General features: G+C 55.2%; 20 protein-coding genes. 13 read left to right on the top strand and 7 right to left on the bottom strand.

From position 1 onward, the window contains the following. The first annotated feature begins 62 nt into the window (after positions 1-62). From WC184_08440 to WC184_08420, 5 genes are all read left to right on the top strand, one after another. Complete coding sequence (locus WC184_08440; protein ID MFA7477909.1) at positions 63-242, top strand: hypothetical protein; 180 nt, start codon at positions 63-65, stop codon at positions 240-242. A 3-nt stretch (positions 243-245) separates the two neighbouring features. Next, positions 246-953 carry a hypothetical protein gene (locus WC184_08435; protein MFA7477908.1) on the top strand — a complete coding sequence of 236 codons (708 nt, stop codon included), beginning with the start codon at positions 246-248 and terminating at the stop codon, positions 951-953. Between the two features lie 299 nt (positions 954-1252). After that, positions 1253-3406: a cell wall-binding repeat-containing protein gene (locus WC184_08430; GenBank protein MFA7477907.1), complete on the top strand. Its 2154-nt coding sequence runs from the start codon at positions 1253-1255 to the stop codon at positions 3404-3406. Positions 3407-3489: 83 nt separating this feature from the next. Beyond that, positions 3490-3795 (top strand): hypothetical protein, encoded by a 306-nt coding sequence (locus tag WC184_08425; protein ID MFA7477906.1) that lies wholly within the window; start codon positions 3490-3492, stop codon positions 3793-3795. 1 nt (position 3796) lies between these two features. Then, positions 3797-5737, top strand: coding sequence for a hypothetical protein (locus WC184_08420; GenBank protein MFA7477905.1), 1941 nt, complete (start codon positions 3797-3799; stop codon positions 5735-5737). A gap of 110 nt (positions 5738-5847) precedes the next feature. On the opposite strand, the gene WC184_08415 is transcribed toward WC184_08420, so the two are convergent. Continuing rightward, on the bottom strand, positions 5848-6816 hold the full coding sequence (locus tag WC184_08415) for a glycosyltransferase family 2 protein (GenBank protein ID MFA7477904.1): 969 nt from the start codon (positions 6814-6816) through the stop codon (positions 5848-5850). Between the two features lie 122 nt (positions 6817-6938). Next, positions 6939-9326, bottom strand: a complete 2388-nt coding sequence (locus tag WC184_08410) for a hypothetical protein (GenBank protein ID MFA7477903.1) — start codon at positions 9324-9326, stop codon at positions 6939-6941. Between the two features lie 99 nt (positions 9327-9425). On the opposite strand from WC184_08410, the gene WC184_08405 reads away from it, so the two are divergent. The 4 genes from WC184_08405 to WC184_08390 are packed head-to-tail and all read left to right on the top strand — an operon-like array spanning position 9426 to position 13607. Beyond that, positions 9426-10967: a hypothetical protein gene (locus tag WC184_08405; protein MFA7477902.1), complete on the top strand. Its 1542-nt coding sequence runs from the start codon at positions 9426-9428 to the stop codon at positions 10965-10967. After that, on the top strand, positions 10967-11914 hold the full coding sequence (locus WC184_08400; protein ID MFA7477901.1) for a lysylphosphatidylglycerol synthase transmembrane domain-containing protein: 948 nt from the start codon (positions 10967-10969) through the stop codon (positions 11912-11914). The genes WC184_08405 and WC184_08400 overlap by 1 nt, the downstream gene beginning before the upstream one ends. Then, the gene (locus WC184_08395) at positions 11911-12885 is read left to right on the top strand and encodes a glycosyltransferase family 2 protein (protein MFA7477900.1); all 975 of its coding nucleotides are present in this window, start codon (positions 11911-11913) and stop codon (positions 12883-12885) included. Before WC184_08400 ends, WC184_08395 begins: the two co-directional genes overlap by 4 nt. Then, on the top strand, positions 12882-13607 hold the full coding sequence (locus tag WC184_08390; GenBank protein MFA7477899.1) for a class I SAM-dependent methyltransferase: 726 nt from the start codon (positions 12882-12884) through the stop codon (positions 13605-13607). Before WC184_08395 ends, WC184_08390 begins: the two co-directional genes overlap by 4 nt. 69 nt (positions 13608-13676) lie before the next feature. On the opposite strand, the gene WC184_08385 is transcribed toward WC184_08390, so the two are convergent. Beyond that, on the bottom strand, positions 13677-14807 hold the full coding sequence (locus tag WC184_08385; GenBank protein ID MFA7477898.1) for a lysylphosphatidylglycerol synthase domain-containing protein: 1131 nt from the start codon (positions 14805-14807) through the stop codon (positions 13677-13679). Positions 14808-14844: 37 nt separating this feature from the next. Between WC184_08385 and WC184_08380 the strand changes: the two genes are divergently transcribed. Next, positions 14845-15744, top strand: coding sequence for an ABC transporter permease (locus tag WC184_08380; GenBank protein MFA7477897.1), 900 nt, complete (start codon positions 14845-14847; stop codon positions 15742-15744). 1 nt (position 15745) lies between these two features. Continuing rightward, positions 15746-16936, top strand: coding sequence for an ABC transporter ATP-binding protein (locus WC184_08375; GenBank protein MFA7477896.1), 1191 nt, complete (start codon positions 15746-15748; stop codon positions 16934-16936). A gap of 69 nt (positions 16937-17005) precedes the next feature. Here the strand turns inward: WC184_08375 and WC184_08370 are convergent, their stop codons facing one another. Together WC184_08370 and WC184_08365 are read right to left on the bottom strand one after the other, a co-directional pair. After that, complete coding sequence (locus WC184_08370; protein ID MFA7477895.1) at positions 17006-17842, bottom strand: hypothetical protein; 837 nt, start codon at positions 17840-17842, stop codon at positions 17006-17008. Beyond that, entirely contained in the window at positions 17839-18780 is a 942-nt protein-coding gene (locus WC184_08365; GenBank protein ID MFA7477894.1) for a hypothetical protein, read from the bottom strand. The genes WC184_08370 and WC184_08365 overlap by 4 nt, the downstream gene beginning before the upstream one ends. A 359-nt stretch (positions 18781-19139) precedes the next feature. On the opposite strand from WC184_08365, the gene WC184_08360 reads away from it, so the two are divergent. Beyond that, entirely contained in the window at positions 19140-21140 is a 2001-nt protein-coding gene (locus WC184_08360; protein MFA7477893.1) for an N-acetylmuramoyl-L-alanine amidase, read from the top strand. Continuing rightward, positions 21137-22885, top strand: a complete 1749-nt coding sequence (locus tag WC184_08355) for a SpoIID/LytB domain-containing protein (protein MFA7477892.1) — start codon at positions 21137-21139, stop codon at positions 22883-22885. Before WC184_08360 ends, WC184_08355 begins: the two co-directional genes overlap by 4 nt. Before the next feature lie 97 nt (positions 22886-22982). On the opposite strand, the gene WC184_08350 is transcribed toward WC184_08355, so the two are convergent. Together WC184_08350 and WC184_08345 are read right to left on the bottom strand one after the other, a co-directional pair. Next, a complete protein-coding gene (locus tag WC184_08350; GenBank protein MFA7477891.1) occupies positions 22983-24425 on the bottom strand; it encodes a class I SAM-dependent methyltransferase in 1443 nt (480 codons plus the stop codon). Next, on the bottom strand, positions 24425-25483 hold the full coding sequence (locus WC184_08345) for a hypothetical protein (protein MFA7477890.1): 1059 nt from the start codon (positions 25481-25483) through the stop codon (positions 24425-24427). The genes WC184_08350 and WC184_08345 overlap by 1 nt, the downstream gene beginning before the upstream one ends. Positions 25484-25496: the final 13 nt, after the last annotated feature.

Below are 25496 nucleotides of genomic sequence, written 5' to 3'. Positions count from 1 at the left end.
TGTGCCGATACTGTCATAGCTTCATCGTAGAATGGGTTGAAGCTAGAACCTTAGGAGGACGAATGGTCACAGTTATTGAATTCGACGAAAAAATGGCTGAAATCAAGGCTATCGTTGTGAAAAACGGGCTAACGCTGGAGCGGTTCGCCGAACTGGGGGCTGCTGATGAGCTGGACAACCCGGTACTGCGCGAATTATGGCTCGCTTGGGATTATCTCTTCGATAATTCTGACGACAAGTAGTCCATGCCAGCAGTCCTAGCTGAATTAGCGGAATCGCTTAAGGCCGAGCTTGCTTCATTAGTTGAGTTAGCTATCGGCATCAAAGATGCGTTTGCTTTGGAGAGCGTCGCCGGGCGGGCTGATTATGTAGATTTACGAACGCGCAATGCTAAGAGCTCCAGCAGCAACCTGCGGGATTATTTGCCTTTGAGCAGAAAAGAAGACGAAAACTCGGGTCCGTATTTATTTCTAAAAGCGTCTTACAAATTGAGCATGGATGATGAAGGCGAACATCTCATGGTCGAAACGTCGAGTTTTGGGTTATGGACGACACTCCGCAAGAAGAACCAGCCCGTGCCTGTTTTCCGAGTTGAATATGACCGGCGTGCAAGACAGAAACCGAATTCGCATGTGCATATTCATGCGGAATCCGTAGAACTTGGTTGGGTATACGGTAGCGCCGGTCTGCCGCTTCGTAGACATGAGGAGATCCATTTTCCTCTTGGGGGTCATCGTTTCCGACCAACCTTTGAGGAACTTTTATTATTTTTAGACCGTGAAGATTTGTTTCGGGACTGGTCCAGCAAAGACTGGAAAGCACATGTCCAAGAATCACTAGAACGCTTTCGGGCTAACCAAGCAAAGGCAACGGTCCGGCGATATACAGATGAGGCGATCGAGGTACTTAGAAGCGCTGGCTATAAGGTGACTGACCCTGCATCACAGCCTTAGAAAACGACCGGAAACGAGAACCTGCTAGCTGTGTAAACCAAGCGACATTTAACGGTCGGCTCCATTGTTGCTGAATACGCTCATTCGCATCTAGGGATTCTCAACCTTCGTCTATGAGATGGTGCCTTTTCATTTGCAGTGTTTCGTACCAAGCGAACACGGTAACCGCGGTCGGCATGTCACAGGGCGGGGGCATAATTGGTTGATAGTAAGGTACGGGCCAAAGCATAGGAAGTGCAGTGGTTTTGGGGTTTAACCAGAAGCGAACCATTCCAACAAAGCGGCACCGTCGGCCACTAGTGGCCTTGGCCACCTTGTTGGCCGCCATTTTGGCAGTGCTTAGCGCCAGCCCGGCCAGCTTCGCCGACACCGACGACAGCCCAATTAACGCCGACACCGGAAACGATCCGGCTTCCTCACCGAACGTCCCCACCTTCACAAACTCCATGGTGCCCATGGCCGACGGCGCACCCACCCTGGTAATCCCCGACGTGCGCTTCGTTCCGACCTCACGCCGTCAGGTTTCCCTTGGTGTGGAGCACGTGCATTTCGCCCGGGCCGCACCCGCCGCGCAAGTAGATGTGGCCATAATCAGCCCCGAAGCTCGCAGTCGCCTAAGGGTGATGACCGCCCGCAACCAAGTAGCGGGCTGGCGTGAAACCGTAACCTCAATGTGCGCCCGCATCTCATGTTCGGTCGCCATCAACGGTGACTATTGGGATTCACAAAACCGCCCCAGCGGTGGCGTTGTAGTCGACGGCGAGCTGTATCAATCACCCCCACCAAACCACGCCTATTTCACCATCGACCAAGCTGGCACCCCCAGCACCAACGCCTTCACCTGGACCGTGCAGTTAGCACTTGAAGGCGGCCAAATCATCCCCATCGATGCCGTGAACCGACCAGCCGACCCGGGCCAAGTAGTGCTTTACACCGCTCGACGGGGTTCCACCACCAAAACACCCGACGATACCCGTGAACTGGTGTTACAGATTCTGGAACAGCACTCTAGCGGAAGCTACCGGGTGAAAATTGTCGATCAGCGTACCACCGGCAACCTGGGCATTCCCCCCGGCATGCTAATTCTGGCTGGCCGAGACAGCGCCGACGCCGTTCTTCAAGAACTAGGCACCCAAGCTGCTCTCGGCAACGACACCGGTACCATCACCATTGACATTGGCACCACCGAATACGCCCTTGGTGGCTCACCCCGACTAATCCAGAACGGCTTCTACGACTTCCCCCATCTCGACCCCGCCGCCATTGGCCGCCACCCACGCTCAGCGGTGGGATTCACCGCCACTGGCGAAGTGCTGCTGGTCACCGTTGATGGGCGCCAACCCAACCGCTCACTCGGCCTGGGTTACCCCGAACTCGCCGAATTGTTGGCACACCTTGGTGCCGTTGAAGCCATTGCCCTTGATGGGGGAGGCAGCACCACCTTCGTGGTGGAAGCCCAGATGGCGAATCGCCCGAGCGACGCCTCACCCCGCGCCGTGGTCAATGCCCTGGTGGTCGACCCACCAACGGTTGGTTCGGCCCGCCTTTCGGGTGCTAACCGCTACGCCACCTCGGTGGTCGCTTCCCAAGCGGCTTTCCCCAACGGTTCACCAGGGGTGATCATCGCCAGTGGTGACAACTTCCCCGACGCTCTAGCCGGGGCCGCCGTCGCGGGTGCCACCAACATGCCGGTCCTGTTAGTAAGCAGTAACTCCATACCGGCCGAGGTGACCAACGAAATCCGACGCCTTGGTGCCCACTCAGCCATAATTCTCGGTGGTAATGCCGCTATTAGCCCACAGGTTGAAACTCAGGTGCGGTCGATGTTGCCCTTCGTGGAACGGGTTTCTGGTTCGGGGCGGGTTGAAACCGCGGTGGCACTTTCAAAGATGGTTTACCCCAACGGCGCACCCGTGGTTTACCTGGCCACCGCCAACACCTTCCCCGACGCCCTGTCGGCTGGGGTTGGGGCTGCTACCGAAGGGGGGCCCGTGCTTCTGGTTTCAGGCGACACCTTGGCACCGGCCGTGGCAAACGAACTGGCCCGCTTGGCCCCAAGCCGCATTGTGATTGTGGGTGGTACCCAAGCCATTTCAAACACCATCTTGAACCAAGCCAGCGCTATTGCCTCCACCAAACGAGTTTCGGGGGCTAACCGCTACGCCACCTCGGCCGCCCTGAACCAGTTTCTGTATGGTTCGGGCGGAGTTGTGGGCGCAATGGCTGGAAACAGCCAAGCCGTTGTGGCCACCGGCGCCGATTTTCCCGACGCGCTAAGCGGTGCCTGGCTGGCAGGTCAACGTCAACAACCATTGTTGCTGGTAGAGCCCACCTGTACCCCCGAACCTGCCTTGCGGGCCGCCGATACATTGGGGGTGAACACCATTACAATTATGGGCGGTCGTGCTGCGATAGGTGCGCCCGTTGAGCGCTTGGCCGTATGTGCGAAGTAGTTCGAAAATGGAAGTAGATAACGAATAGATGTCGCGGGTGGCAGTATTTTCCCAACGTCAAAGGTTGGGTTGGAAGGATAATTGTGAAGAAGTTTTTGGCGGCCCTATTTGCTGTCACCTTGGTCTTCGGTGCCGCCGCCTGTGGCAGCAGCGACGACAAAGATTCAGAAACCACCACCTCCGAAGCCGAAACTGAAAGCCCTAGCACCACCGATGCTGACGATGGGCCGGGGCGGGCCGTAGTAAATGGCAATTCGGGCGACGACGATTCAGACGACAATGGCAACAACTCCGGTGGCAACTCGGGCAATTCCGGTGGTGTGGAAACCGTTTCACCCGACCCGAATATGAAGCCCACCGAATCTGAAATCCCCATGTACGAGGGTTAATTTGCGCTGGCCGCGCCTCCTAACGCCATTAGCAGTCTTGCTATTGGCGCACCTGGTGTCGGCCCTCATAATTAAAGGCCCGGTAGCAGTACCCGACGTGACCGGCTACCTGGCCTATGCCCAATGGCCAGCCGGAGGGCTAGCCCCCTCTAGCCAACTGGGGTTCTTCCCCGCCTATGGGTTGTTGTTAGCCCCCGTAGCCATTGTGGCCAGCTGGTTTGGCACACCGGTGAACGAATCATCGGGGCTGTTGCAAACCTCGGCTTTGGTGCTAAACGCATTAGCCGCGGTTGGCGCGGCTGGGCTGGCCCTATGGTTGTGGCATGGGCTAAGTGAGCCAACAAAAGAGCGGCCACAACCCCGTGAACCGAGCGGTGACAAGCACCTGCCACAGGTTGCGGCAACCGAAAAACACGTGGGTGGGCATAGCGGCTCGAACGAGATTGGCGAAGGCACTGCCGCCCCATGCGATCTGGCTGCTAGCCGCTGGTCAGGGTCACCGTGGTGGTTTGGCGTTGTGGCGGTGTTGGTCGCGTTGCACCCCTCGCTTAGTGTGGCCTCGAAAATTGCCTGGCCCGAAGTTTTGCTGGCCGCGTTTGTTTTAGGCCTATCGCTGCTAATGGCTCGACTCGATCGGCGCTGGCCAGCGTGGTTCATCGCAGGGTTCTTAGCTGCCATAGCCACCGGGTTTCACCCCCGAGCAGCGGTGTTAACACTTGGAGTGTTGGCAGCGGTTCTTCTCAAACCGCCACCTAAACGCGGTGAAACTATGGCGGCAGTGGTTGGTATCGGCGCAGCCGTGGTGGTGGTGGTTTTGATGTTGGCCACCCTGTACCAAGGCGAATCGCCATTCGGTCGACTATGGGCCATTGTCACTGGCAGTGGAACCGGTGGTGCTACCGCGTCATCGTCCGCCTTGGTGAACGGGCGTAGCGGCGTTACCTGGTACTCAGCTTCTGGTGGCCAGATATTGGCGCTCGCCACAAGCACATTCGGTTTAGCGCTCGTTGGCCTCATCGCTGGGGCCAAAGAAACGCTGAGCGCCACTCGAAGCCGTCTATCGCCAATGTTGCGTGGCCGCCGTGACCAAACCAATCTTCATGGCGAAACCGGTTCACCACACCAAGACGACGCCAGTAACCGGGTGGGAATATTCCTGTTCGTCTCGGCCCTAGCGGCTCTCGTTTTAGCCTCGCTTTCTCTTCAAGGCTCGAACCGTGCCGACGTGTGGGCCTATGGCCGCTACCTCGACCCCTACGCTGTAGCGCTCGCCATCTACGGATTGTACGCACTGACCCGCCAACGCTCACGCCTCTGGCTGCTTGTGGGCGCAGCAGGCACCCTCGGTGTGGCGACCATGGCTTCGGTTGCCACAGTTGACGCCGCTAGGCGGTCACCGCTTCGCATTATGGGATTAGGCAACGACCAGTGGTGGACGATAGCTAACCGGCAGGCCCCAACGGCCCTCATTGTTTTGACCGTAGTGGCGGGCGTGGGGTTAGTACTCTTGGTGGCAGCCAACCTTTTGGGTAGGTCGCGGTACCGAGGGCTGGTTTGGGCGGTGTTTACTCTGGGGTTGGCAGCGTCTGTTGGCTGGGCGAATCTAGGTGGACTTCGCCATGTGCATTCCGTGGGTGAGGTGGCTACCCGCCAATACAGCACTGCCGCCGTGGTGGCAGAACGTGCGAAGAACGATCCGGCCATCACATGTTTGGCCCATGACACCTACGAAGTGCGTAGCTATGCCCGTTGGATGTATCAACTAGCGCTACCTAGCCTGCGCCACCAAAGAATTTCGCTAGATGACCAAAGCCAAACCCCATGTTCTGCGCTGATAATCGCCACCACCAAAGGTGACCACATGGTTAAACATCAAGCCGAGCTTATTGGTAAAGAACCCGGTGCGAGCTGGGGCCTTTGGCGACTGCCTGCACCCCACTGAGCCGTTTCACAGGGGCTAAACCTTTGAAGCGTAAATCTCGTTTCAGAGGCTTAGACACGGTTGGCTACCGAGCGAGAACACGGCGTTGTTGAGCTGATTTGAGAGTGCTCTTACGGTGAACTGGGGTTGGTGCCACCCGGTAAATAATGTCGAGGTGTAATACCGGCTTCTATTTCTAAACGGCGGGCGTGTTCTAGCACTTTCTGGCTAACAGCACGATGGGAAGCAATCAGATCAGCCAAAATGGCCAGCACCGCCATCAAGAACGCCACAATCACAAAAATGGCCCCTAACACCACCGACTGTAAGTGACCGGAACGGCTGCCGTTCACCAGCCAATCCCAGGTGAAGGGGGTAAAAGCGGCTGCGGCACAAAGCACAAAAACTATGGTCAATACACCAAAAAATTTAATTGGTTGGTAAGCCGCGAACACTCGAATAATCGTTAGAGCATTACGCCTTATATAACTCCAGTTGCTGCTAAACAACCGAGAATCACGAGTCTTCGGATTTGTTTCAACTGGAACGTGTGTGATTGCTAAACGAGAAGCCCCGGCTTGGATGATCGACTCGATGGTGTAGGTGTAGTGGGTGATCACAATGAGCGACAATGCGGCCTCACGAGAATAGGCCCGAAACCCAGAGGTGGCATCGGGAATGTTGGTGCCCGACACGATGCGCACCACCCAACTGCCTAAAACCTGCAAACGTCGTTTCAACCACGAAAACTCGGCCACCGAACGCACATCACGATCGCCCACCACAATGTCGGCTTGACGCGCCACGATAGGCGCCACCAAATCGTGGATACTGGCACCGCAATACTGGTTGTCAGCGTCGGTGTTAACCACCACATCGGCCCCCAGTTTTAACGCGGCGTCTAGTCCGGCTTGAAACGCGAAGGCCAAGCCCCGGTTTCGGGGGAGCGACACAATGTGGTGCACGCCTAGTGAGCGAGCCACCTCAACGGTGTTGTCGCTCGATCCGTCGTCGATCACCAAGAACTCAACCGTGTCGAACCCCTCCACCTGAGTGGGTAGATCAGCCAGGGTAGCTGGCAGCTGTTTTTCTTCGTTCAAACAGGGTATTTGGATGATTAACTTCACAAATAAAGGGGTTTCTACCGGGGGAACTTAGTGATTTAGCCATCAGTCGGTGTTTGCTACGAACACCGACTGGCACTTGGAACGTTCGACACGTATTACTCAGCTGGCCTCACGATAACACTTAGCCGAAGGGGCTCTTGGCCAGGTTCGCTAAACCAACGGAAACCTTCTTGTAACATTTCAAGTCCAAGAACGTACTCGCCCGGAGGCAAGGGCTCACCATGGTCGTTAATGGCGTAAATAGCAACTGGTAAGACTTCCGAATCCCCAGCCCACATATAGTGGGGTATCGGTACCCGGTACGGTGCCTCAAAGAGTAGAGCGCTAGAACCTTCAGTATAGGTTTGTGAAGATAGCCATCGAAGTCCCATGCGGATAACCCCGGGTGCAGGCCATGTGGAATCTGCAGGCCAGGCAAAATGGGTGTCGGAGTTGGTAACTTGAACGCATAAACCCACCCAGCCACCGCTTGTTACTTCAATGATTTGGGGTGGGGACTCTCCTCTAGCAGGTTGCGAACAATCGATAGGTGCTACAACGGTGGGTTCGCCAGCCCAAGCAGGTGATGATCCTGAGCCGAATGACGATATCACGCTAATTTCAGCCATCATGTTGTCGAGTGGACGCTCTGTCATCCAACCCTTTGGCAATAGTGCACCTTCTTGTGCCAATTGTTCATATATTGGCCCTGGTCTCACCCATACTGCCTGGTTGTTTAACCCGTCTAATGCCACTACAGCAGAGTCCACCCATTCGTCAGCCTGCTCATTGTGGAATGGCACGACATCTGGTTTAGCTATCGCCAAATCTACGTCATACGCTGCTTCTGGCCCGCGTATTCGTTTGCTGAGCACAACTTTAGGTATCCAATAACCATAGGAATATTCGGCCTGGTGTGATAATTCAAAGCTATCCACCCCAATAACCTTTACCTGGGTGGTATCTACGGCACGTTCTAATTCAGGAATGAAATGCCAGTTATTATATACTGATGCAGTAAAATGTTCTAGAGGTTGAACTGTTAATAGTCCAAAAGCAATAAATAAAACAATGATTAGTGAACTTGCAAGAGTGTAAGCCCCGTGTGTTATTAGGATATACAGCGATATAAGCACTGCTATTGATAGTAACACTGCACCAATAACGATAACTTGGCTTCCAAACAGCCAAAAATGCGGATATAGGGATAAGACCATGTTCCAAACGATCTCCCCTTTGAACAGGTTGGTGCCGCGGGCTGCTATTAACGCTACATTTAAAAAAATACTACAGATAATAGTTGCGATTAGAAGTGTGCGTTGTGCTGATTTTATCGCGAACAGTGTGGCTATTCCAATAGCAACTAGGATAGGTACAAATGATTCGTTATACCTACCATAAATAAGGGTGTCGGTTCTTGGATTGTTGGTCACAAATGATAGGACTGAAGTGGTGAATAACGCTGATAAACCAATAAAGATAGTCGTAAGTGTTAAGCGTCTTCTGCTGCTCAAGGGTGTCTCTCGGTGAAGGATCAACCAAAGAATTGCCAGACCCCCAACTGTGGCTAATCCCAATGAGCCAATTGTGAGATACCAGCCTTGGCCCACCATGCCTGCCCCGGTTTTAGGTAGATAGGACGGTGTAATAAGCCGGTGAATTAGTTCCTTGCTGGTTCCTTCGTCAGCATTTTTGTCGGGCCATCGTGCGGCTACTACCCACGCACTAATTAAACGGCTTCCAAACCAGCCCAATAGCAAACCCGCTATACCAAGGGTGGCAACTCGTTTGGTAACCCACCCGAAACCTGCTGCTACTACAAAACCGACTATACAAAGTACTAGAACAACTAGATAACGAGGGTGGGCAGCGTGAAGAAATAGGGTGGTAGGCACTATTGCTAATCGTTGCCAAATTGGCCGCTCTTGTTCATCTAGGGTTAGCCATACTGTGATGGCCCACCAAATGGTAAGAGGAATCAAAAGATTCTCTGACCAGGCAGAACCTGAGGTAACGAGGATTGATGGATAGAGCGCGCTGATTACAGCACCTTGTAGTGACGGCTTTGAACCAAAACCCAAAACCCTATGTAGTAGTAGCCATGCTAGAGGTAAAACAGCAGCCATCAAAAATGCATTTAAAACCTGAGCTCCCTGAAACAGCGCGGCTGGATTGTTTCGTACAATCCAAGCAATTGGTGCCAATAGAAGTGAGTAGCCCCAGGCGTATACTGGGCCAGCTAACATTTCATCTGCTGGCCGAAAACCTGCCAGAAAACTGGCGTTACCTAGGTATCCGGTTTCATCCGGTGTGACGATTGGTCCAGGTATATTCCTGGCAAACCACAGGTGAACTCCTATCAAGAGTACAAATCCTACGGATAGCCAAACGGCAGGATTAGGCTGGCTGCTTGCGTATGGGGCTAAGTCTTTATCTGGCAGGCCTCTCATAGCAGGCTTTTCACAAATATAGAGGTGACCCTCCTCGCCGCTGCGCTTGTTCATAGTCGGCAAAGCCTAGTGGCAAATGATGTGGCCTAGATACTCAGGGCGAACGTGTTGGCGTAGTATCAAACAGGGCCACTTCATTGGCCTAATTTTGTCATGCACTTTCTTGCCGAGCCCTCCGCCGAGACAGAAACCGCCCCATCGCTGGGCCCCACCGCGCCTGCCCCTACCAAGATTGAACGCAATCTAAACATTGCGGCTTGGGTTTTGTTGGGTGCGGTAACGGCTTGGGTTTCTTGGCAAAGCCTGAAACACGACTTCCGCACCGAAGCGCTAGTAGGCGACCAAGCTTCGTTCTACCTACAAATCTTAAGCTTGGCCCACGACGGCCACGACCTTTCCTACAACGCTCTCGACTACGCCCGCTGGCAAGTTGTGGAATGGCGCCCTGTTCCCTACGGCCTTTACTTCCAGGCCTTCAGCGGAGGATGGGCCTTCGCCAAACCTTACGGCTATTCCGTCCTAGCAGCTCCCTTCTATCGCTTGTTGGGCCCCATCGTGGGCGTGGCTTTCACCAACACGGCACTAATTTGGGCACTTTTAGGTACCAGCATTGCCATTTTGCGCCAATGGTTACGAGGTGCTGTGGTGCCGTTGGTAACCCTGGCCTTCGTGTTCGCGTCGAATGCTTATCTCTACGCCTACCCGGTGGGAACCGACCTGTTCTTACCCGCCTTGGTGGGTGTGTGCGCCTATCTGGTGGTGTATGGAACGAAACACAACCAGTGGTGGCCCGTTGCTTTAGCCGCCGGGGTTCTAGCGTTTTTGGTGGCTGAAAAGACCACCATGTTGGTGGCCTTATTGCCCTTGGTTGGTTATGGCTTTTGGCAGGTTCGCAGCTGGCAAAAACGGGTGATGGTGGCGCTCGGCTTTGTTATGGTACTGGCAGTTTCGATTGTGCCGTATCTGCATTATTCCGATGGGAAGTCGTGGAACGCCTACGGCGGCGATCGTTATTACGGGCGAGTGCAAGTACCGTTTCAACCCCTCGAACCAGGTGAAGAAATGGTGCTCGATCCGGTGGCCACCGACGAAAATTTCACGGTTACCTACATCACCAACTCGATACGACACAACATTCCCGAAGCTTTGAAGTCGGCCTTCTATTTTCTCTTCGGACGCCATGTTGGCCTGCTTGTTATTTACCCAATAGCGCTTTTTGGGATTGGTCTAGCGCTGTGGCGAGCAAAAACCATGTCACCCGAAGCCATTGCTGCCCTGGTCGGCATCATCCTTTACGTTGGTCTTTACCTGGTTCTCTTCCCCGACAACTTTTGGGGCGGCGGCCAAGCCATCGGCAACCGTTATTTCCTCCAAATTGCACCCTTAGCGCTGGTAGTCATTGCAGGCACCAAAATTCCCTCGCGATGGTTGGGTGGCGCAGCCGTATTAGCAGTGGCGTGCAGCCTGACTTTTCAGTGGCACGCCCACCAACACCCTTCAGAAACCATGTACAAGCTGTGGCACCAAAGCCCGGCTCAAGCGTGGTTACCGTTCGAAACTAACCAAGACGGCCGGAATTATTGGAACTGCGGTGCCTACATCTGTGACGACAACAACCCCAAGTTGGCCGAAGAAGAATATAAGGCCTGGTTGTTAACCCAAGAAGACTCTAAATCCCAAGAAGACTCGAAATAATGCGGAATCGAAAGCTGCTGGTCACGGCTTTTGGCACGCTGGTGGGTCTGGTAGCAGCAGCTTTTGTGGTGCGCACCCTATTGGTGGAATGGGATGGCACCAAAGAGGCGTTATCGGGTGCCTCTTGGTCTTGGATGTTTCTGAGCCTCATACTGGCGACGGCAGCCATGGTGGCCGTGGCCTGGGTTTGGGCTGATGTTGTTGCTGCTCTGGAATCACGCCACCACAACCGAGGCGATTTCGTTGCACGCTACTTTGTCGGCGAACTCGGCAAGTATCTTCCCGGTGGAATTTGGACGGTAGTCGGCCGAGCCGAACTGGCCCGGCGAATTGGAATACGCCGCAGCGTGGCCTACGGCAGCGTGGCGCTTTCTCTCATCACCTTATATTTAGCCGCGGCGGGCCTAGCCACCGCCTTGTTGCCCTTCAGTCTGGCCAGCTCAAATAGTGAAGGCAGCGATCTACGGGCCATCTTCGGTATAGGAATTGTTTTAATCGGCGGGCTAGTGGTGCTTCACCCCAAGACGTTGAACTATGTGGTGGGCATTGCGGAGCGAATTGGTAAACGCCCCATAAACGTGGCTATTCCGCCCGGGCGGACCATGACCATATTGGTGTTGCGTTATGTGCCAGCGTGGTTGGGTATCGCGGCATCTAGCTATGCCGTGGCCAGGGCCTTAACTCCCGAAGTTTCCATGCCCAAAGTGGCCTTAGCTACCCTGGCCTCATGGATCGCCGGGTTTATTGCCGTGCCTGTACCCGCTGGCGGAGGGGTACGCGAAGCGGTATTCCTAGCATTGTGTGGTCTACCAGCCGGTATAGGGGCCGCGGTGGCCTTAATTTCCCGTCTATTATTTGTAGTGGTTGACGCCATCGGCGCCGGTGCCGGTTCGCTTATGTTGCGCCGTAGCACCACACCCAGCCCGCTATCAACGGAGCAGTTTTGACTAGTCGTATTGAGCCCCCAGACGCCACAGCGCAGCTGCCACGGCGTGAGGTAGCCGTGTTGTTACCTTCCTACAACGAAGCCAACAACCTGGTAGAAGTGGTGCCCGAAACTTTGGCCATCTTGGAAGCAGCCGGACTCGACTACGAGGTGGTAGTGGTTGACGACGGCTCGACTGACGGCACCCGTACCGTAATGAAACCCATGATCTCGCCACGCACTCGTTATCTACGGCTGCGGCGAAACTCGGGTAAGTCGGAAGCTCTTCGAGCCGGGCTCTCGATGATCGACGCCGAGTTTGTGGTTTTGATGGACGCCGACGGCCAAGATGACGCCACCCAAATCCCCGCTTTGGTGGAACGCTTGCGTAACGGTGAAGCAGACCTGATCACCGGACGCCGAGCGCTGCGCAACGACCGTTTCATCAAACGCAACACCTCGAAGATTTATAACGCCGCCACCGCCAAAGTTACCGGTGTGGAAGGCCGTGATTTCAACAGTGGTCTCAAGGCCATGACCGGAGATTTAGCTGAATCGCTAGAGCTTTATGGCGAACTACACCGTTACATTCCGGTGTTGGCTCACTGGAGCGGTTTTCGCACCTTAGAAGTGGATGTTGACCATCACCCACGTCGCCATGGCACCACCAAGTTCGGCAAAGCCCGGTTTTGGCGAGGTTTCCTCGATCTCATCACGGTGAAATTCCTGACCACCTACACAGCCCGGCCCTTCCATCTCTTTGGGGCGCTGGGAGTGGTGTTAGGTGGGGTAGGTTCGGCGCTGTTGGCGTGGATGCTGGTTTTAAGAATCCAAGGCAACACCGTAGGCGACCGGCCCGCCCTATTAGCGGGAGTGTTGTTAGTGATGGTGGGGGTGCAGATGGTGAGTTTGGGCTTAATCGGTGAGCTAATTGTGCATTTACGTCGGAATCGTCAACTCGATCGGGAATCACTAATCGAGGTGCGCCAATGAGCGACGATGAAGCCCACGGTGGCGGGCCAAAGAGCACGGCGGCTGGTGGTGGGGATGGAATAAAGCCAGCCAGAGAAGCACGGCGAACCATTGGCTTAGCCCCAGGCGCGCCCGAGGCGGCCGCTGGACAAGACGCCAAGAAATATTCGACCTCAAACCCAGTGGTGCTACGCCTATTCAACTCGTGGGCCAAAGATTTGATCAATGCCCTCGACCTCGACTCGACCAAACCCGACGTGGTGGTTGATGTTGGAGTAGGTGAAGGTTTGGCCCTAGAGCGCGTTATTGGCACCAACCAGCCAATAATCGGCGTGGAATACCGCCTCGACAAACTAAGTCTCGCCACCAGACGCTTACCGGCCCTAGCAGGTGTGGTGGCTGATGCCGGCATGGTGCCCTTAGCCGACCACAGCGTTGATCTGGTGAGCTCAATTGAGGTGCTTGAACACCTAACGCACCCTGAATTGGCGGTGGCTGAATTCGCGCGTTTGGTGAAGTCGCGAACGGGTCGGGTGGTGGTTTCAGTCCCGTGGGAACCGTGGTTTCGGCTAGGAAACCTAGGTCGAGGCAAAAATATTGCCCGCTTTGGGAACGACCCCGAACACGTTCAACAATTCAACCCCAAGCGTCTGGGCTCATTGCTGCAGGCTGACTTCGAACAGGTGCAGGTGAAACCATCGTTTCCTTGGTTAATCGCGGTGGCCACCAAACCGCTACATTAAACGCGGCGTGGCCAACCAAGGCAGTGTGTTGGGTACCAGGCCTTATACCTCGCTGGGGTGCTAGAAAATTTAGTTAGTGTCGGTGTTGGTTTTCTTACGCCCAAACCAGCTGGCACCACCGAGAAACACTAGCTCAAAGGCGAAATCCCAAGCCCGTAACAATACCGCCAGTGCCGCGGCATCTCCAATACCAAAGCGGTCAGCCAAGACAGTGGCAATTACCCCTTCACGAATTCCGATTCCGGCTGGCGTTATGCCAATCATCCCAGCTATGACGCCGGTAAAGCTGGCACCGAGAAGAAGCGGAATGTCTTGCCAACGCATAGGCATTAGTGCCGCTGCAAGGGCCAACATCTGAGCAGAGCGCAGAACGGTGTTTAGGCAGAACAGGGCGGTTGCTTCAAGCAGTACGCCTTCTTGTAGAGGGTAGTCGGCTAGAGCTCTGAACCCCGGAATCCGCTTTGTGGCGAAGCCCATAAGCCAAGGCAGACCCACCAGGCCGATCGCTGCGCCAATGCCAAGTATTAGACGGATTAAACCGGGAACCACCGAAGATGGAATGAAGATGGCACCAAAGAGTGTTGTCCACCCAAGTAACAACACTGCCTCTAGCACAAACGAAGCGCCGGCCACGCTGCGAGGAACCCCTTCCGCAGCTGACAGTGACAAGCGCGACGCAACTGCCATGGCCCCGGTGGGTAGATAGCGGGTGGCTTGCGACAAGAACCAGGCCCGAATAGCCCGTCTGGCATTAACCTCCCAGCCATAGGCCAGCAACAGGCCTCGCCAAGCCATAGGCAGAACCAACCCGGCAGCTACGGTAAAGACCGCCGCCGGAATCAGCCACAACGGCCGAAGATGCAGGTCAACCTGGCGCAGTTCGCTGGCTTGGCCAGACCCAACTTTCACCAACATGGCCACCGTGGCAATGCCCACCAACCAGCGCAATGCCATAAAAAGCTGGGAGCGCCAACCTTTCTTGGCTGCCCTTGCCGTAGCCGCAGCCGAACTGGTGGCACCATGCGCATCGCTAGTACCAGCTGTAGCGGCTTTACTGGTCGCATCAGCTGCACCAGCCGACTCAGCAGCATTGGCCCCATTAGACCTGGGTGTGTTGGAGGAAGCTTCTAAGCCCATACCAGCCATAGGTTTGTTCGTCGAAGCATCACCCGCCATAGCGTAGTGTTCAGCGGGCCGCATCTGGCAATGTCACTTGGCGCGTCTAACCTGTACCAGCGTGGCAAGCAGCTCTAGTGATGAACTCACCGAAATCTCTCGTCGTCCAAACCCCTTCCAGCGGGCGGCCTTGGTATGGGAGTACCGAGAACTGCTCGTAAACCTGACCCGCAAAGACTTGAAGGTTCGTTACAAAGACTCATTCCTAGGCTTTTTGTGGTCGTTGCTTAACCCTATTTTGTATCTAGTAATTTTCTCGCTGGTTTTTGCAGAAATTCTGCGGGTAAACATTCCAGATTTCGGGATTTTCTTGTTGTCAGGGCTATTGGCCTGGAACTTTTTTACTGGTGGGCTTAATGGTGGGGCAGCGTCGATCGTGGGCAATGCCGCCCTGGTACAAAAAGTGTGGTTCCCCCGCGAGATTCTGCCACTAGCAGCCATTGGTTCAGCGCTTGTGCATTTTGTGTTGCAGCTTTCGGTGCTAGTGGGCGCCTTGTTGATCATGTGGCACGAACCCGACTGGTCGGCCCTGGTAGCGGCACCGTTCGCGCTCTTGGCGCTCTTGTTGCTCACCACCTCGTTAGGCATTGCATTTTCAGCCATCAATGTTTATCTGCGTGACACCCAACACCTCTTGGAACTGGTGACCTTGGCTTGGTTCTGGCTTTCGGCGGTGGTTTACAACTACCAATTGGTGGCGGCACGGCTGGGAAACAAGGCCTTCTTACTGCTTTTGAACCCCATGATTCCGATCATCACCACCTTTCAACGCATCATTTACAACCCACCAGAATGTGGCGACTTGCCCGTCGAACAGTGCTCGCAAATTTTGGCCCCTAACGCCAGTGTGGGCTGGTACATCCGCAACCTCACGTTTGTTTCGGTGGCCTCGGTGGTGCTGTTGATTGTGGCGCTGTGGATCTTTGGTCGCCTCGAAGACGACTTCGCCGAGGAGATCTGAAATGGCTGGTAAACGGGTAATCGAAGTTGAAAACGTTTCTAAAAGTTTCAAGCTCTACGCAGCTAAACCCACTTCGCTAAAAGAGCGTGTAATTGGCCTCGGCCGCACCCCCTATGAAGAGTTCCACGCCCTAACCGACATTTCACTTCATTTGGAAGAAGGCGAAACGCTGGGCCTTGTTGGCCACAATGGTTCTGGGAAATCGACGCTGTTGAAATGCATTACGGGAACCTTGCGACCAACCTCGGGAACAATTCGAACCCGAGGCAGGGTAGTGGCGTTGCTAGAGCTGGGGGCAGGTTTCCATCCCGATTTAACCGGACGAGAAAATGTGTATCTGAACGGCTCGATATTGGGGCTCTCCACCCGGGAAATCGACAATGTTTTCGATGACATTGTGGAGTTCAGCGAACTAGCACCCTTCATCGATAACCAGGTCAAGCACTATTCATCGGGTATGTACGCCCGGCTGGGTTTCGCGGTGGCCGTAAACGTTGACCCCGACATTTTGTTGGTTGACGAAGTGCTTTCGGTGGGTGACGAAGCCTTTCAACGCAAGTGTCTTGATCGCATAAAATTGTTCCAGCGTGAAGGTCGTTCCATCATGTTGGTTTCCCACGCCGCCGATCTGGTGCGACAGATCTGCGACCGTGCCGCGGTGCTAGACCAAGGCCAGATGATCACGATTGGCGACACCTCAAGTGCTGTTCGCACGTATCGCGAAACCTTGGCGGCACGAGGCATTGAGCTAGCGGCGGCCAACTTCCGCGAACTCACCCATGACATACGCATTAGTCATGTGAAAATGGACAAGCCAGACCCAGGCCGTGACTGGTTGAAACCAGGTGAACCCCTAACCATTCGGGTTGGCTATGAAACGACCGAAGCGGTGGAGGAACCGGTCTTTGCCATGGAAATTCACGATCGTGAAGGCAACCGACTGCTGGGAGTGAATACGGAAATACTGGGCCTCGACCTGGGCACCCTTGCCGGTAGTGGTGAAGTTTCATTCAACTTCGGTTACGTGCCGCTGCTCGACGGGGTGTTCGCCGTGAGTATCGGAATCCACTCGGTTGGTTCGTTGGTGGAGTACGACCATCGAGACCAACTTGACCACTTTTCGGTCGCTAGCCAAAGCGAAACTCAAGGCATTGTCGACTTCAATCTCACCGCTTCGCACAAGCCTGCCTAACCTCGGCTTTCTTGGGGGTGAAACTCACGCTGGAGGATTTTGGTGGCTGGCTTACTTTGCTAAGTACTGCTAGAGATCTGGGTTACGGGTTATATGTCCCGAAAGTTCGTATTGGAGCTGTTTAACTAGCACGACGAATGAGGGAGCTACCACATGATTGTGATTTGCGGCCGCACTTGCGTATTGGATGATAGGGCCATCAACCGAACTCGCTAGTTCCCATAGGATATTTAAGGCGTCGGTAGATATTTTGCGGGCATACGGATCGGCTAAGTGAGAGTTGAATCCAGCGACTAGTTGCGGTGTCTCGATTGCTTGTAATAACCGAAACAAGTCAAGTGAATCCTTTTCTCTTAGCCGGTCTAGATTTCGCCGGGCTTGCTCTCGACGCTCACTTATCTTGATGACTTTCGCGGTTATCAATGCGGCTGGACCAGCTACCCGCATCTTAAAGCTTCTGTTATCGGGACCATCTAATGCCCGTATCACAACTAGTTGGTTATCGATAAGCGCAGGTTCTAGCCCTCGAGTGATTCGAGCTGTTGATATGTGGTGAGGTGGTATTCGTGCAGCTCGAGCTCCTATTTTGGTGGTTCCGGATTGATGAGGTGCAACCATCAAATCCACAGCAACAGCATCTGCACTTAACCAACTGCCAGGGTTTGCTCCCGGTAGAAATCCGACATCTCGAAGGAGTTGCGAAATTTCGGGGCTTTGTGGAAGCTTTTCGGTATCTATGGCGACATCAGCGTCCGTAGTCGAGAGGGCCACATTTAGTTCAGTTTCGCCGGTGTGATGGTATACGGCTTGGGCACCAACCAGAATTAGGTGGTTGATGTGGCCTTGAAGCGCTGATAGAGCGTCTAACAGTACGCGACGTGCAGTGATATATTCGGGTGCGGTCATTGTCGGGTTCCCCAGGCGGGATCATGTTCGGCGAGCACCTTTATCAACTGGTCTGCCTCTGCGTCACCACGGCCAGGTAACGTGAGAAGGTCGACCAGGATTGACGCCACCGGAGCATTCTCCTCGTCTAAAATGTTGCTGTCTTGAGGGGAGGCAATCACGACGTTCGCTGTAGCAGCGTCAGTTAAAATTAAGTTTAGCGTTGTCGCGGTCTCTACAGGTGATTCAGCATAAAGAGCTAGCAGCCGCATGGGAAGAACGGGCGTTACATGGCCCGGTAACAACTGGCGTGCGGCGGCTGAGCCAGTGGCGGTAACCGGTATGTCGAAGTTGGCAATTTGGTCTTGGAGCCTTGCAAGGCCTCGTGGGGCTAGACAAAAAGTAACGGAACGATTTGTTTTTGTGAACGAGTAGTCCTGAACCCAACGTTCAATTAAAGCTTTACGATTTACCCGAACCACCCGACCCCGGTGGCCGCGGTCGATAATACCTTCGGCTGCCAATGTAGGTAGCAGTTTCGAGACGGAACCGGGAGATACCCGTGCCCAGCCCGCGAGTTCACGAACCCCAAATGGTGTGTTTCTGGTGCAAAGGGTGTTAATAATTCGGTTGGCTGCAACTCCGTTCAAGCGCTCGACGGTCTCCGACCTGCGTGAGGCCGGTGCGCGTATTGCTCCCTCGGTACTCAAAAGGATGAGTGGCGATTCTGAGACTAGCGATACCCATCCCGTGGTATCTGTAAAGCTGATTGCTGCGTCTGTAAGGGCCGAACGCAATGTGGGGCCGATGTATTCAGATATAAATAGCTGGGGTAACCGCCGACCTGCTGAACGATCCCGCAGTATTGCAAGCAGCGTTCTAACCGGTGTTCCAACTGGTCGATAAGTAACAGCAAAATCGGCTCTGTCGCCCATAGGGCCGATAATTGAAGCTGTCATATGTGGTTGATGTTTAGTATCGGATGCGCTTGCCGATGTTTCTAAGTGCCACGTTGAAGGAAGCAGAGCTGCAACATTGTTAAGTGCTGTCTGTACGCAGTCCGTTTCTGTTAATCGTTTGTTTCCCATGAAGAGAAACATCATAATTATCGAAACACACGAGTTCAAGGGGTGTAAGACAGTGCCATCCCTATGTCTAAAGACCGCGAAAAATTCTGGTTGACACCGCTAATTTCATAATTTGGCGCGCCGCGCGGTCGATATATGTAACAACCTGGGGCATAATATTGCCCGGGTGGGAGTGCCAGCCGTGTTTCGGCACGGCTCAACTCATGGAATTGCAACCAAGGACGTTTCCTGTGGCCAAAAATCCACCCGTCTCTGATGAGAAACCAGGTCTTAGCCGCCGCGCTTTTCTTGCCTCTGGCGGTAGCGCTTTAGCTTGGGTGTTGGTCTCAGGCTTGCCTCTGGCACCCCGAGGCTCGCAAATCCCCGGTCTCGAATCAGCCCGGTTGGCATTAATAGACCCCGTGGTCGGTTTTGCTGGTGGCAATTCGCCCACGGTAGGGCCCGGCTGGAGTACCCGGGTTGCGCTGCCCATCCCCGGCCAAATGGTTACCTTCCAATGGGAAGGCGCCTCGGCAGCCCGCTTGGCGATTCGCTCACACAAGGCCTCTGGGGGCTGGAGCGAATGGGTTATGGCTGACACCCACGACGATGAAGGCCCCGATCTCGACGGACGAGCGGCCTTTGGCGGGCACGGAATCGGCCCTATTTGGGTTGGTGAAGGCACCGACGAGATTGAAGTTCGAATTGAAGAGGGCCAACTGACTGGTCTCGAACTTGATACCTTGCGTGCCGAAGAACCTAACAACGGTGGGCTGTTTGGAATGGCCGCCGCCGGTGCTATTGGGTCACCCAATATTCAGCCCCGCTCCGCCTGGGGTGGAGGAGCGTGGGAACCCGGCAACCCTACTTGCACCGCTCAACCGGTGTTGGCCGATCGGCTGCGTTTCATCGTGGTGCATCACACCGTTTCCACCAACTCTTACACTGTGGCCGAGGGCAAGAAACTCATCCAGGGCGTTTACCACTTCCATGTGAACACCCAAAAATGGTGTGATGTTGCCTACAACTTCTTTATCGACAAATACGGCAACGTTTACGAAGGCCGCACCGGAAGTGGTGCTGGCCCGGTGGTGGGCGGGCATTCCGCTGGTTTCAACACCAACAGCACCGGCATTGCCCTTTTAGGCCAATATCACGCCGGAGCTTCACCTGCCGCTAGCTCGGTTAGCGTGGCCCAACAAAACGCGTTGCGAGAACTTATTATTTGGCTTTGTGGGGAATATGGCATCGACCCGCAAGCCAAGATCAATGTTGTTAGCCGCGGTTCAACCTCAATTCCTGAAGGGCAAGCCGTAAATTTAAGCACGGTGGCCATGCATCGTGACGTGGGTCAAACCTCCTGCCCTGGTTCCTATGCCGTACCCCTGTTACCCACCTTGCGTCGCCAAGCAGCGGAAACAGTGGGCTTTAATGCGCCTGCCAAGTCGCGCTGGGTCGGACAAAAAACTGGTCCGGCCATGATGACCCTCGATGTTTTTGGCGGATTACACCCCGCTGGCACCAGCCCCGCCATGCGATCACCTAGCCCCTATTGGAAAGGCTGGAAAATCGTGCGGGGCATGATGTTAAACGCCGATGGCACCGGTTATGTGGCCGACGCTTACGGAGGTGTTCACCCCTTTGGCGGTGCGCCTCGGGTCAATGTTTCCAAATATTTCTCGGGACAAGATTTAGCTCGGGGCATAACCACCGGGCCGCGACCGGGCAGCGGCTATGTGCTAGATCGAAGCGGTGAACTTCACCATTTTGGTGGTGCGCCAGCCACCAAAGTTTCATCAACTTGGCCCGGCCCATGGGATGTTGCCATTGCCGCGGTTTCAAACTCAAGTGGCACTGGCGGCTACGTGCTAGACGCTTTCGGTGCGCCTCATGCTTGGGGCGATGCCCCTAAAGCCACTGGGGTTAGTGGCTACTGGCCTGGCTGGCGCATCGCACGTTCAATCGCGCTACGACCCAATGGCACCTCGGGCTGGGTACTTGACGCCTACGGCGGGTTGCATCCTTTTGGAGGAGCGCCCCGGGTAAACATGCCGGCCTACACCCCAGGCGTTGATCGTTTTCGCCATGTGGTGGCCGACGCCAGCGGCAACGGCGGTTGGGTGTTGGCGCGTGACGGAGAAATTTATTCATTCGGTGGTGCACCTCAAGTAACGCACCTATCAACCTTTACCGGCCTTGGTATCGCAAGAACCTTTGCCGTAAGTCCTACAGACAGAGGAGCGGTGGCATGACAGCCAAACCCAAGTTGGCTTCCTTGGGCCGAATTATTCTGATAGCGCTGATCGCCTTGGCGATGATAGCGGCGTTGGTGTTACCAGCTGTGGCTGCAGAGGCACAAACAAACACCCCAACTGCTGATGAAACACCAGCTACTGCTATTGCTACCAACGAAATTGTGCCCATGTCTGGTGCTACAACCGAACTAGATGTGAAAGGCCGCGGTTGGGGTCACGGCATTGGTATGGGCCAATACGGTGCCTACGGCTACGCCACCCGCTACAGCTGGGATTACCGCCAAATTTTGGGCCATTTCTACGGCGGTACCACCATCGGCAACCGTGCCAATTCCGAAATGACCGTGCGACTAGTGGCGCACGACAATTCGTACACCTCGCTTTACCTGCAAGAGGGCCAAATGGTGATCACCACTTTGGCCGGGGACCCGATTGATGCTGGGGCAGGCCAAGCTATTCGGTTCCGTCGCATCGCCCCCGATACCTTTGCGGTTTGGGATGCTCCAACCTGTGCCGGACCTTGGACTCAACGCGACGGCGTGGAAATTAAGACCTCGACAATTAAGGTCAACCCGTCAATTCCAAACGGCACCAACGCACAGTCCTTGGCGGTGTGTTCAGGAACCTCAACCATGCGCTGGTATCGGGGTGAAATACGTGCCGTTGCCGACCCCCAAGGGATTCAACGCACCGTAAATGCGTTACCCCTCGAGAGCTACTTGCGCGGTGTCGTGCCCCGAGAATCGCCTGCTAGCTGGGGTAACGTCGCTGGTGGTATCAACGCCTTGAAATCACAAGCGGTGGCGGCCAGAACCTATGCGGTCGCTGAAAATCGTTACGCCTATGCTCGCACCTGCGATACCGACGCTTGCCAGGTGTACTCGGGCCGTTACTTCCGCCAAAACGGCAGTGATTCTTCCATGGAATACGCCAACACCGACCGGGCTATTGCCGAAACGGCGGGTGAAATTTTAGTGCGCGGCTCGTCGCCGGTTTACGCCATGTATTCCTCATCAACGGGTGGACATACAGTATTTTCCTCGTCAGCTGGTTTCCCGCCGGTGCCCGACTTGGGTGATGTGGTCAGCCCTCGCCATACCTGGACGACCAAAGTCACCAAAGCCGCTCTCGAAGCAAAATATGGCCGTGGTGAGCTTCAAAGCGTGGAAATCACGCAGCGAAACGGTCTTGGCGAAGACGGTGGCCGAGTACTGAATGTGCGGCTGACCTTTGCCAACGGGGTCGTGAATCGCACCGGTAATGAATTCCGCCGCGACTTCAATCTCTTTTCCGACTGGTTTACCGTGTCAGCATATTCAAATCCCACCGGACCGCCGGTCACGCCTCCGGTGCGTGAAAGCCTAAAAGAGCTGTGGAGCGCCGGTTGTATAGCCCCAGGTCAAGGCGACATTCAGCGTTTGTACACCGCCTTCTTCCTACGCTTGCCGGAAACCAACGGGTGGAACCATTGGGTGGCCGCCAAAGCCGGTGGACAGAGCCTCAGCTCCATCGCAGGTTACTTTGCTGGCTCAGCCGAGTTCGTCGGCAACTACGGCAACCTCACCAACGCACAATACGTAGACATGCTGTATCGAAACGTGTTTGGTCGAGCGGCTGAATCGGGTTCTGGTCCTGCTTATTGGCGTAACTTGTTAGACACCAAAGCCCAGGGTCGCGGGTCGGTGATGCTGAACTTCTCGAACTCGGCTGAATACCGTTCCTATACCGGAAACTGCAGCTAATCGCCAGCATTTTCGCCGGGCTCTAGTCAACTTTCGGGCGGTCCTTCTCAGGAGCACCGGCCTATTCAGAAGCACTCGGCTATTCAAAAGCACAAGTCTATTCAGGAGTACGAGCAATCACGGCGTACTCCTGGGGGCCAAAGAGCACCTGATTCAACCGTTCCAAAGCCGGATTGATGGCTTCGGCCACCCCGGCGGTTTCGCCTTCGGTCGGCACTAGATCGAGTTGATAGTCGGTGGCCGGTGCCCCATACAGTAATTCCACCGAGCGGAACCCGGCGCGTTCACACAAGAACGTGAAGAGCGACGGGTGAAGCGGCCAAACATGGGTTGGGTCCATGATGTACGAGTTGCCAAGCACCAACAGCGTGGCCGGATTAGGTGTTTCCGCAATAAAGAGACCGCCTGGTCGTAACCGTGACACCGACAACTCTAGGAACTCGACCAGGTCGTTGAGCTCAAGATGCTCAACCACATGGGTTGAAATAATGGCCCCCAGGCTGGCTTGGTCTTGGCGGCGTAAGTATTCGATGGCATCACCATGATGGGCGTCGAGACCCCGGCCTTTGGCTTCGGCGGCCATGCCCGAATCGAGATCAACACCAACTGCGGCGATGCCTTCATCGGCTAACATTTGCAGTAGCTCACCGCGTCCGCAGCCCACATCGAGTACCGGTTGATGTGGCCTCAACAATTCGAGGTAACGCTGGCGGACAATTTCCAAAATAACGGCCGGATCGCCCCGAAAACGCTGTTCAAAACCCACGTAATCAAAACCTGAACCACTACTGGTCTGTTCGCCATCGAGACGGCTATTAATGGCGTCATCTGGGTTGGAATTGTGTGCAGTTTCTCGAATGTCAGCGGTGGCCGTTAAGAGTTTGGCGTTGGTTTGGGCTAATTGGCGGACCCTGCGGTCAATGGCATTAACCCTTTCGCGCAGCTCGGCCATTCTGGGGCTGGCCCCCACTAAACCCGCCCCCGGGGCAATAGCGAAACCCAGCTGTTCAATGCGTTCAGAAACACCGCGCACTTCGCCCTTGATCAGCTCTAAGTTGGTGGCTAGTTCGGTGATTTTGTGGTCGAGGCCAGCAGCGCCCAAGGCATCGACCCGTAATCCCATCGACAGTACTTCGGAGCGCAACAATTCCATGGTGGCAAAGCGGCGATCAAGCTCGTCGTCACGCCGCCAAAGCCTTGCCATCACGTTGCGGGGATTAAAACGCTGCCATAGCCGCAGAGTTTTCCGTTTGTAAGGTGACAAGCGGCGTCGCGCTGAAGCGTTCAGCCCTACGACAGAATCACGCGACAGTAACTGGCGCACCGACTCACGCCCTGGGGCGCTAGCTGTGGAGGCCATAGACGTATCGGCGCTGGCCGTGGCCGGTGTTTGGGCATCATTGGCCGCCTGGTCGGGTGCGTCAGTCTCACCGGCACCTTGGGCCTTGACAGCCCTATCCCCGGCCGAAGGGCTTGCGCTTTGATCGAGTAGTTGACGCAGAGCCTGTCCACGTTCTGGGGTGAGATTCGGGTCGCTCATTACAGGCCTCCTGCCTGGATTTGCATGTGCAGCCCCCGCATTCGAGCTTCAAACTGCGATTCAATGGGGTGACCAGGCGGCGTGCCCAATTCACCCAGGCGAGCCGAGAAACGAGCGTTCACAGCGCTTGGCCACATAGAAGCCACCATTAATCCAAAGTGTTCCACCATGGCTTTGGCCACGGAGCGGGGTTGGCTGGCCTTGATCAGTTGACGTGCGGTCGTACCCAAAAGCGCTGTTTGGTTGCGGGGCTGGCCTTGGCTAGCGGGCCTGGTCTGACCAGTGCGTTTAGTTTGGTTGGCAAGTACTTCGGCCACGGTGTTCATCTCATGGGCTTCAGCTACCAAAACATGCTTATTGTGGGTCGCACCCAGCGCATTGGCAGTCGAAGCGTCGGTTACAACCGGTGCTGCTAATGCCATAGCCCGTGCCACAACATCACCCGAGGCCACCACCACACTGGCTACCCGCAGCGCTGTTTCAAGCTCGGCTCCACCCCAATTCGGTGCGCCCGGCCGACCCACCGAAATCACCAATGTTTCAGGTAAACCAAAGCGTTTCCGCAATGCTTCGCGCTGCGGTACCGACACCGGTAAGGGAAGTGGTTCTGGCAACGGGTTAGGGCTCAACCACAATACCTTCACCGCCGGTTGCACGGCTGCGGTATGGGTGTGCGCCAGCCCACTTTCTGGCCGCTCATCTTCGGGCTTCGCATCTTCTGGCATCTTATTTTCTGGCCAGTTGGCGCTTGGACGTCCGGTAGCAGCGAGTGTTATTAGCAGCCTTGCTGCCTGGGCGATTTCATGTTCCAAGTCATCTTGGTGGTGGATGACAACCGCCGCTGGCACCTCGGGGTGATCAAGCACCAGATGCGCGGTTGGGGCATGAACCGACGACACTAAACGTCCCTGCACTACCTGGTTGGCCTCGGGTGCAACCGGAGTTGCAAATTCGGCCAAAGCCTGCACCAGCGGGGCCAATTTGGTGCTCGAAGCGGCATCCATGCACAGGCCAATGGCCGGTTTGTGCTGGGCCGAGGTTATGGCGTGAAAACTCATTGCCAGCTTGGCC

This window comes from Acidimicrobiia bacterium (genome assembly GCA_041676705.1).
Taxonomy (GTDB): domain Bacteria; phylum Actinomycetota; class Acidimicrobiia; order Acidimicrobiales; family SKKL01; genus Actinomarinicola.
Note: the sequence above shows the minus strand (reverse complement) of the source record. Positions and strands in the feature narration are given on the sequence as shown.

Bases quoted from the DNA above. Each gene is read 5' to 3' on its own strand.
- WC184_08375 (MFA7477896.1), top strand. From the start codon at position 15,746: ATGGCTGGTAAACGGGTAATCGAAGTTGAAAACGTTTCTAAAAGTTTC.
- WC184_08410 (MFA7477903.1), bottom strand. From the start codon at position 9,326: ATGAACAAGCGCAGCGGCGAGGAGGGTCACCTCTATATTTGTGAAAAG.
- WC184_08400 (MFA7477901.1), top strand. From the start codon at position 10,967: ATGCGGAATCGAAAGCTGCTGGTCACGGCTTTTGGCACGCTGGTGGGT.
- WC184_08385 (MFA7477898.1), bottom strand. From the start codon at position 14,807: ATGCGGCCCGCTGAACACTACGCTATGGCGGGTGATGCTTCGACGAAC.
- WC184_08355 (MFA7477892.1), top strand. From the start codon at position 21,137: ATGACAGCCAAACCCAAGTTGGCTTCCTTGGGCCGAATTATTCTGATA.
- WC184_08350 (MFA7477891.1), bottom strand. From the start codon at position 24,425: ATGAGCGACCCGAATCTCACCCCAGAACGTGGACAGGCTCTGCGTCAA.
- WC184_08435 (MFA7477908.1), top strand. From the start codon at position 246: ATGCCAGCAGTCCTAGCTGAATTAGCGGAATCGCTTAAGGCCGAGCTT.
- WC184_08405 (MFA7477902.1), top strand. From the start codon at position 9,426: ATGCACTTTCTTGCCGAGCCCTCCGCCGAGACAGAAACCGCCCCATCG.
- WC184_08370 (MFA7477895.1), bottom strand. From the start codon at position 17,842: ATGACCGCACCCGAATATATCACTGCACGTCGCGTACTGTTAGACGCT.
- WC184_08440 (MFA7477909.1), top strand. From the start codon at position 63: ATGGTCACAGTTATTGAATTCGACGAAAAAATGGCTGAAATCAAGGCT.
- WC184_08345 (MFA7477890.1), bottom strand. From the start codon at position 25,483: ATGAGTTTTCACGCCATAACCTCGGCCCAGCACAAACCGGCCATTGGC.
- WC184_08390 (MFA7477899.1), top strand. From the start codon at position 12,882: ATGAGCGACGATGAAGCCCACGGTGGCGGGCCAAAGAGCACGGCGGCT.
- WC184_08365 (MFA7477894.1), bottom strand. From the start codon at position 18,780: ATGACAGCTTCAATTATCGGCCCTATGGGCGACAGAGCCGATTTTGCT.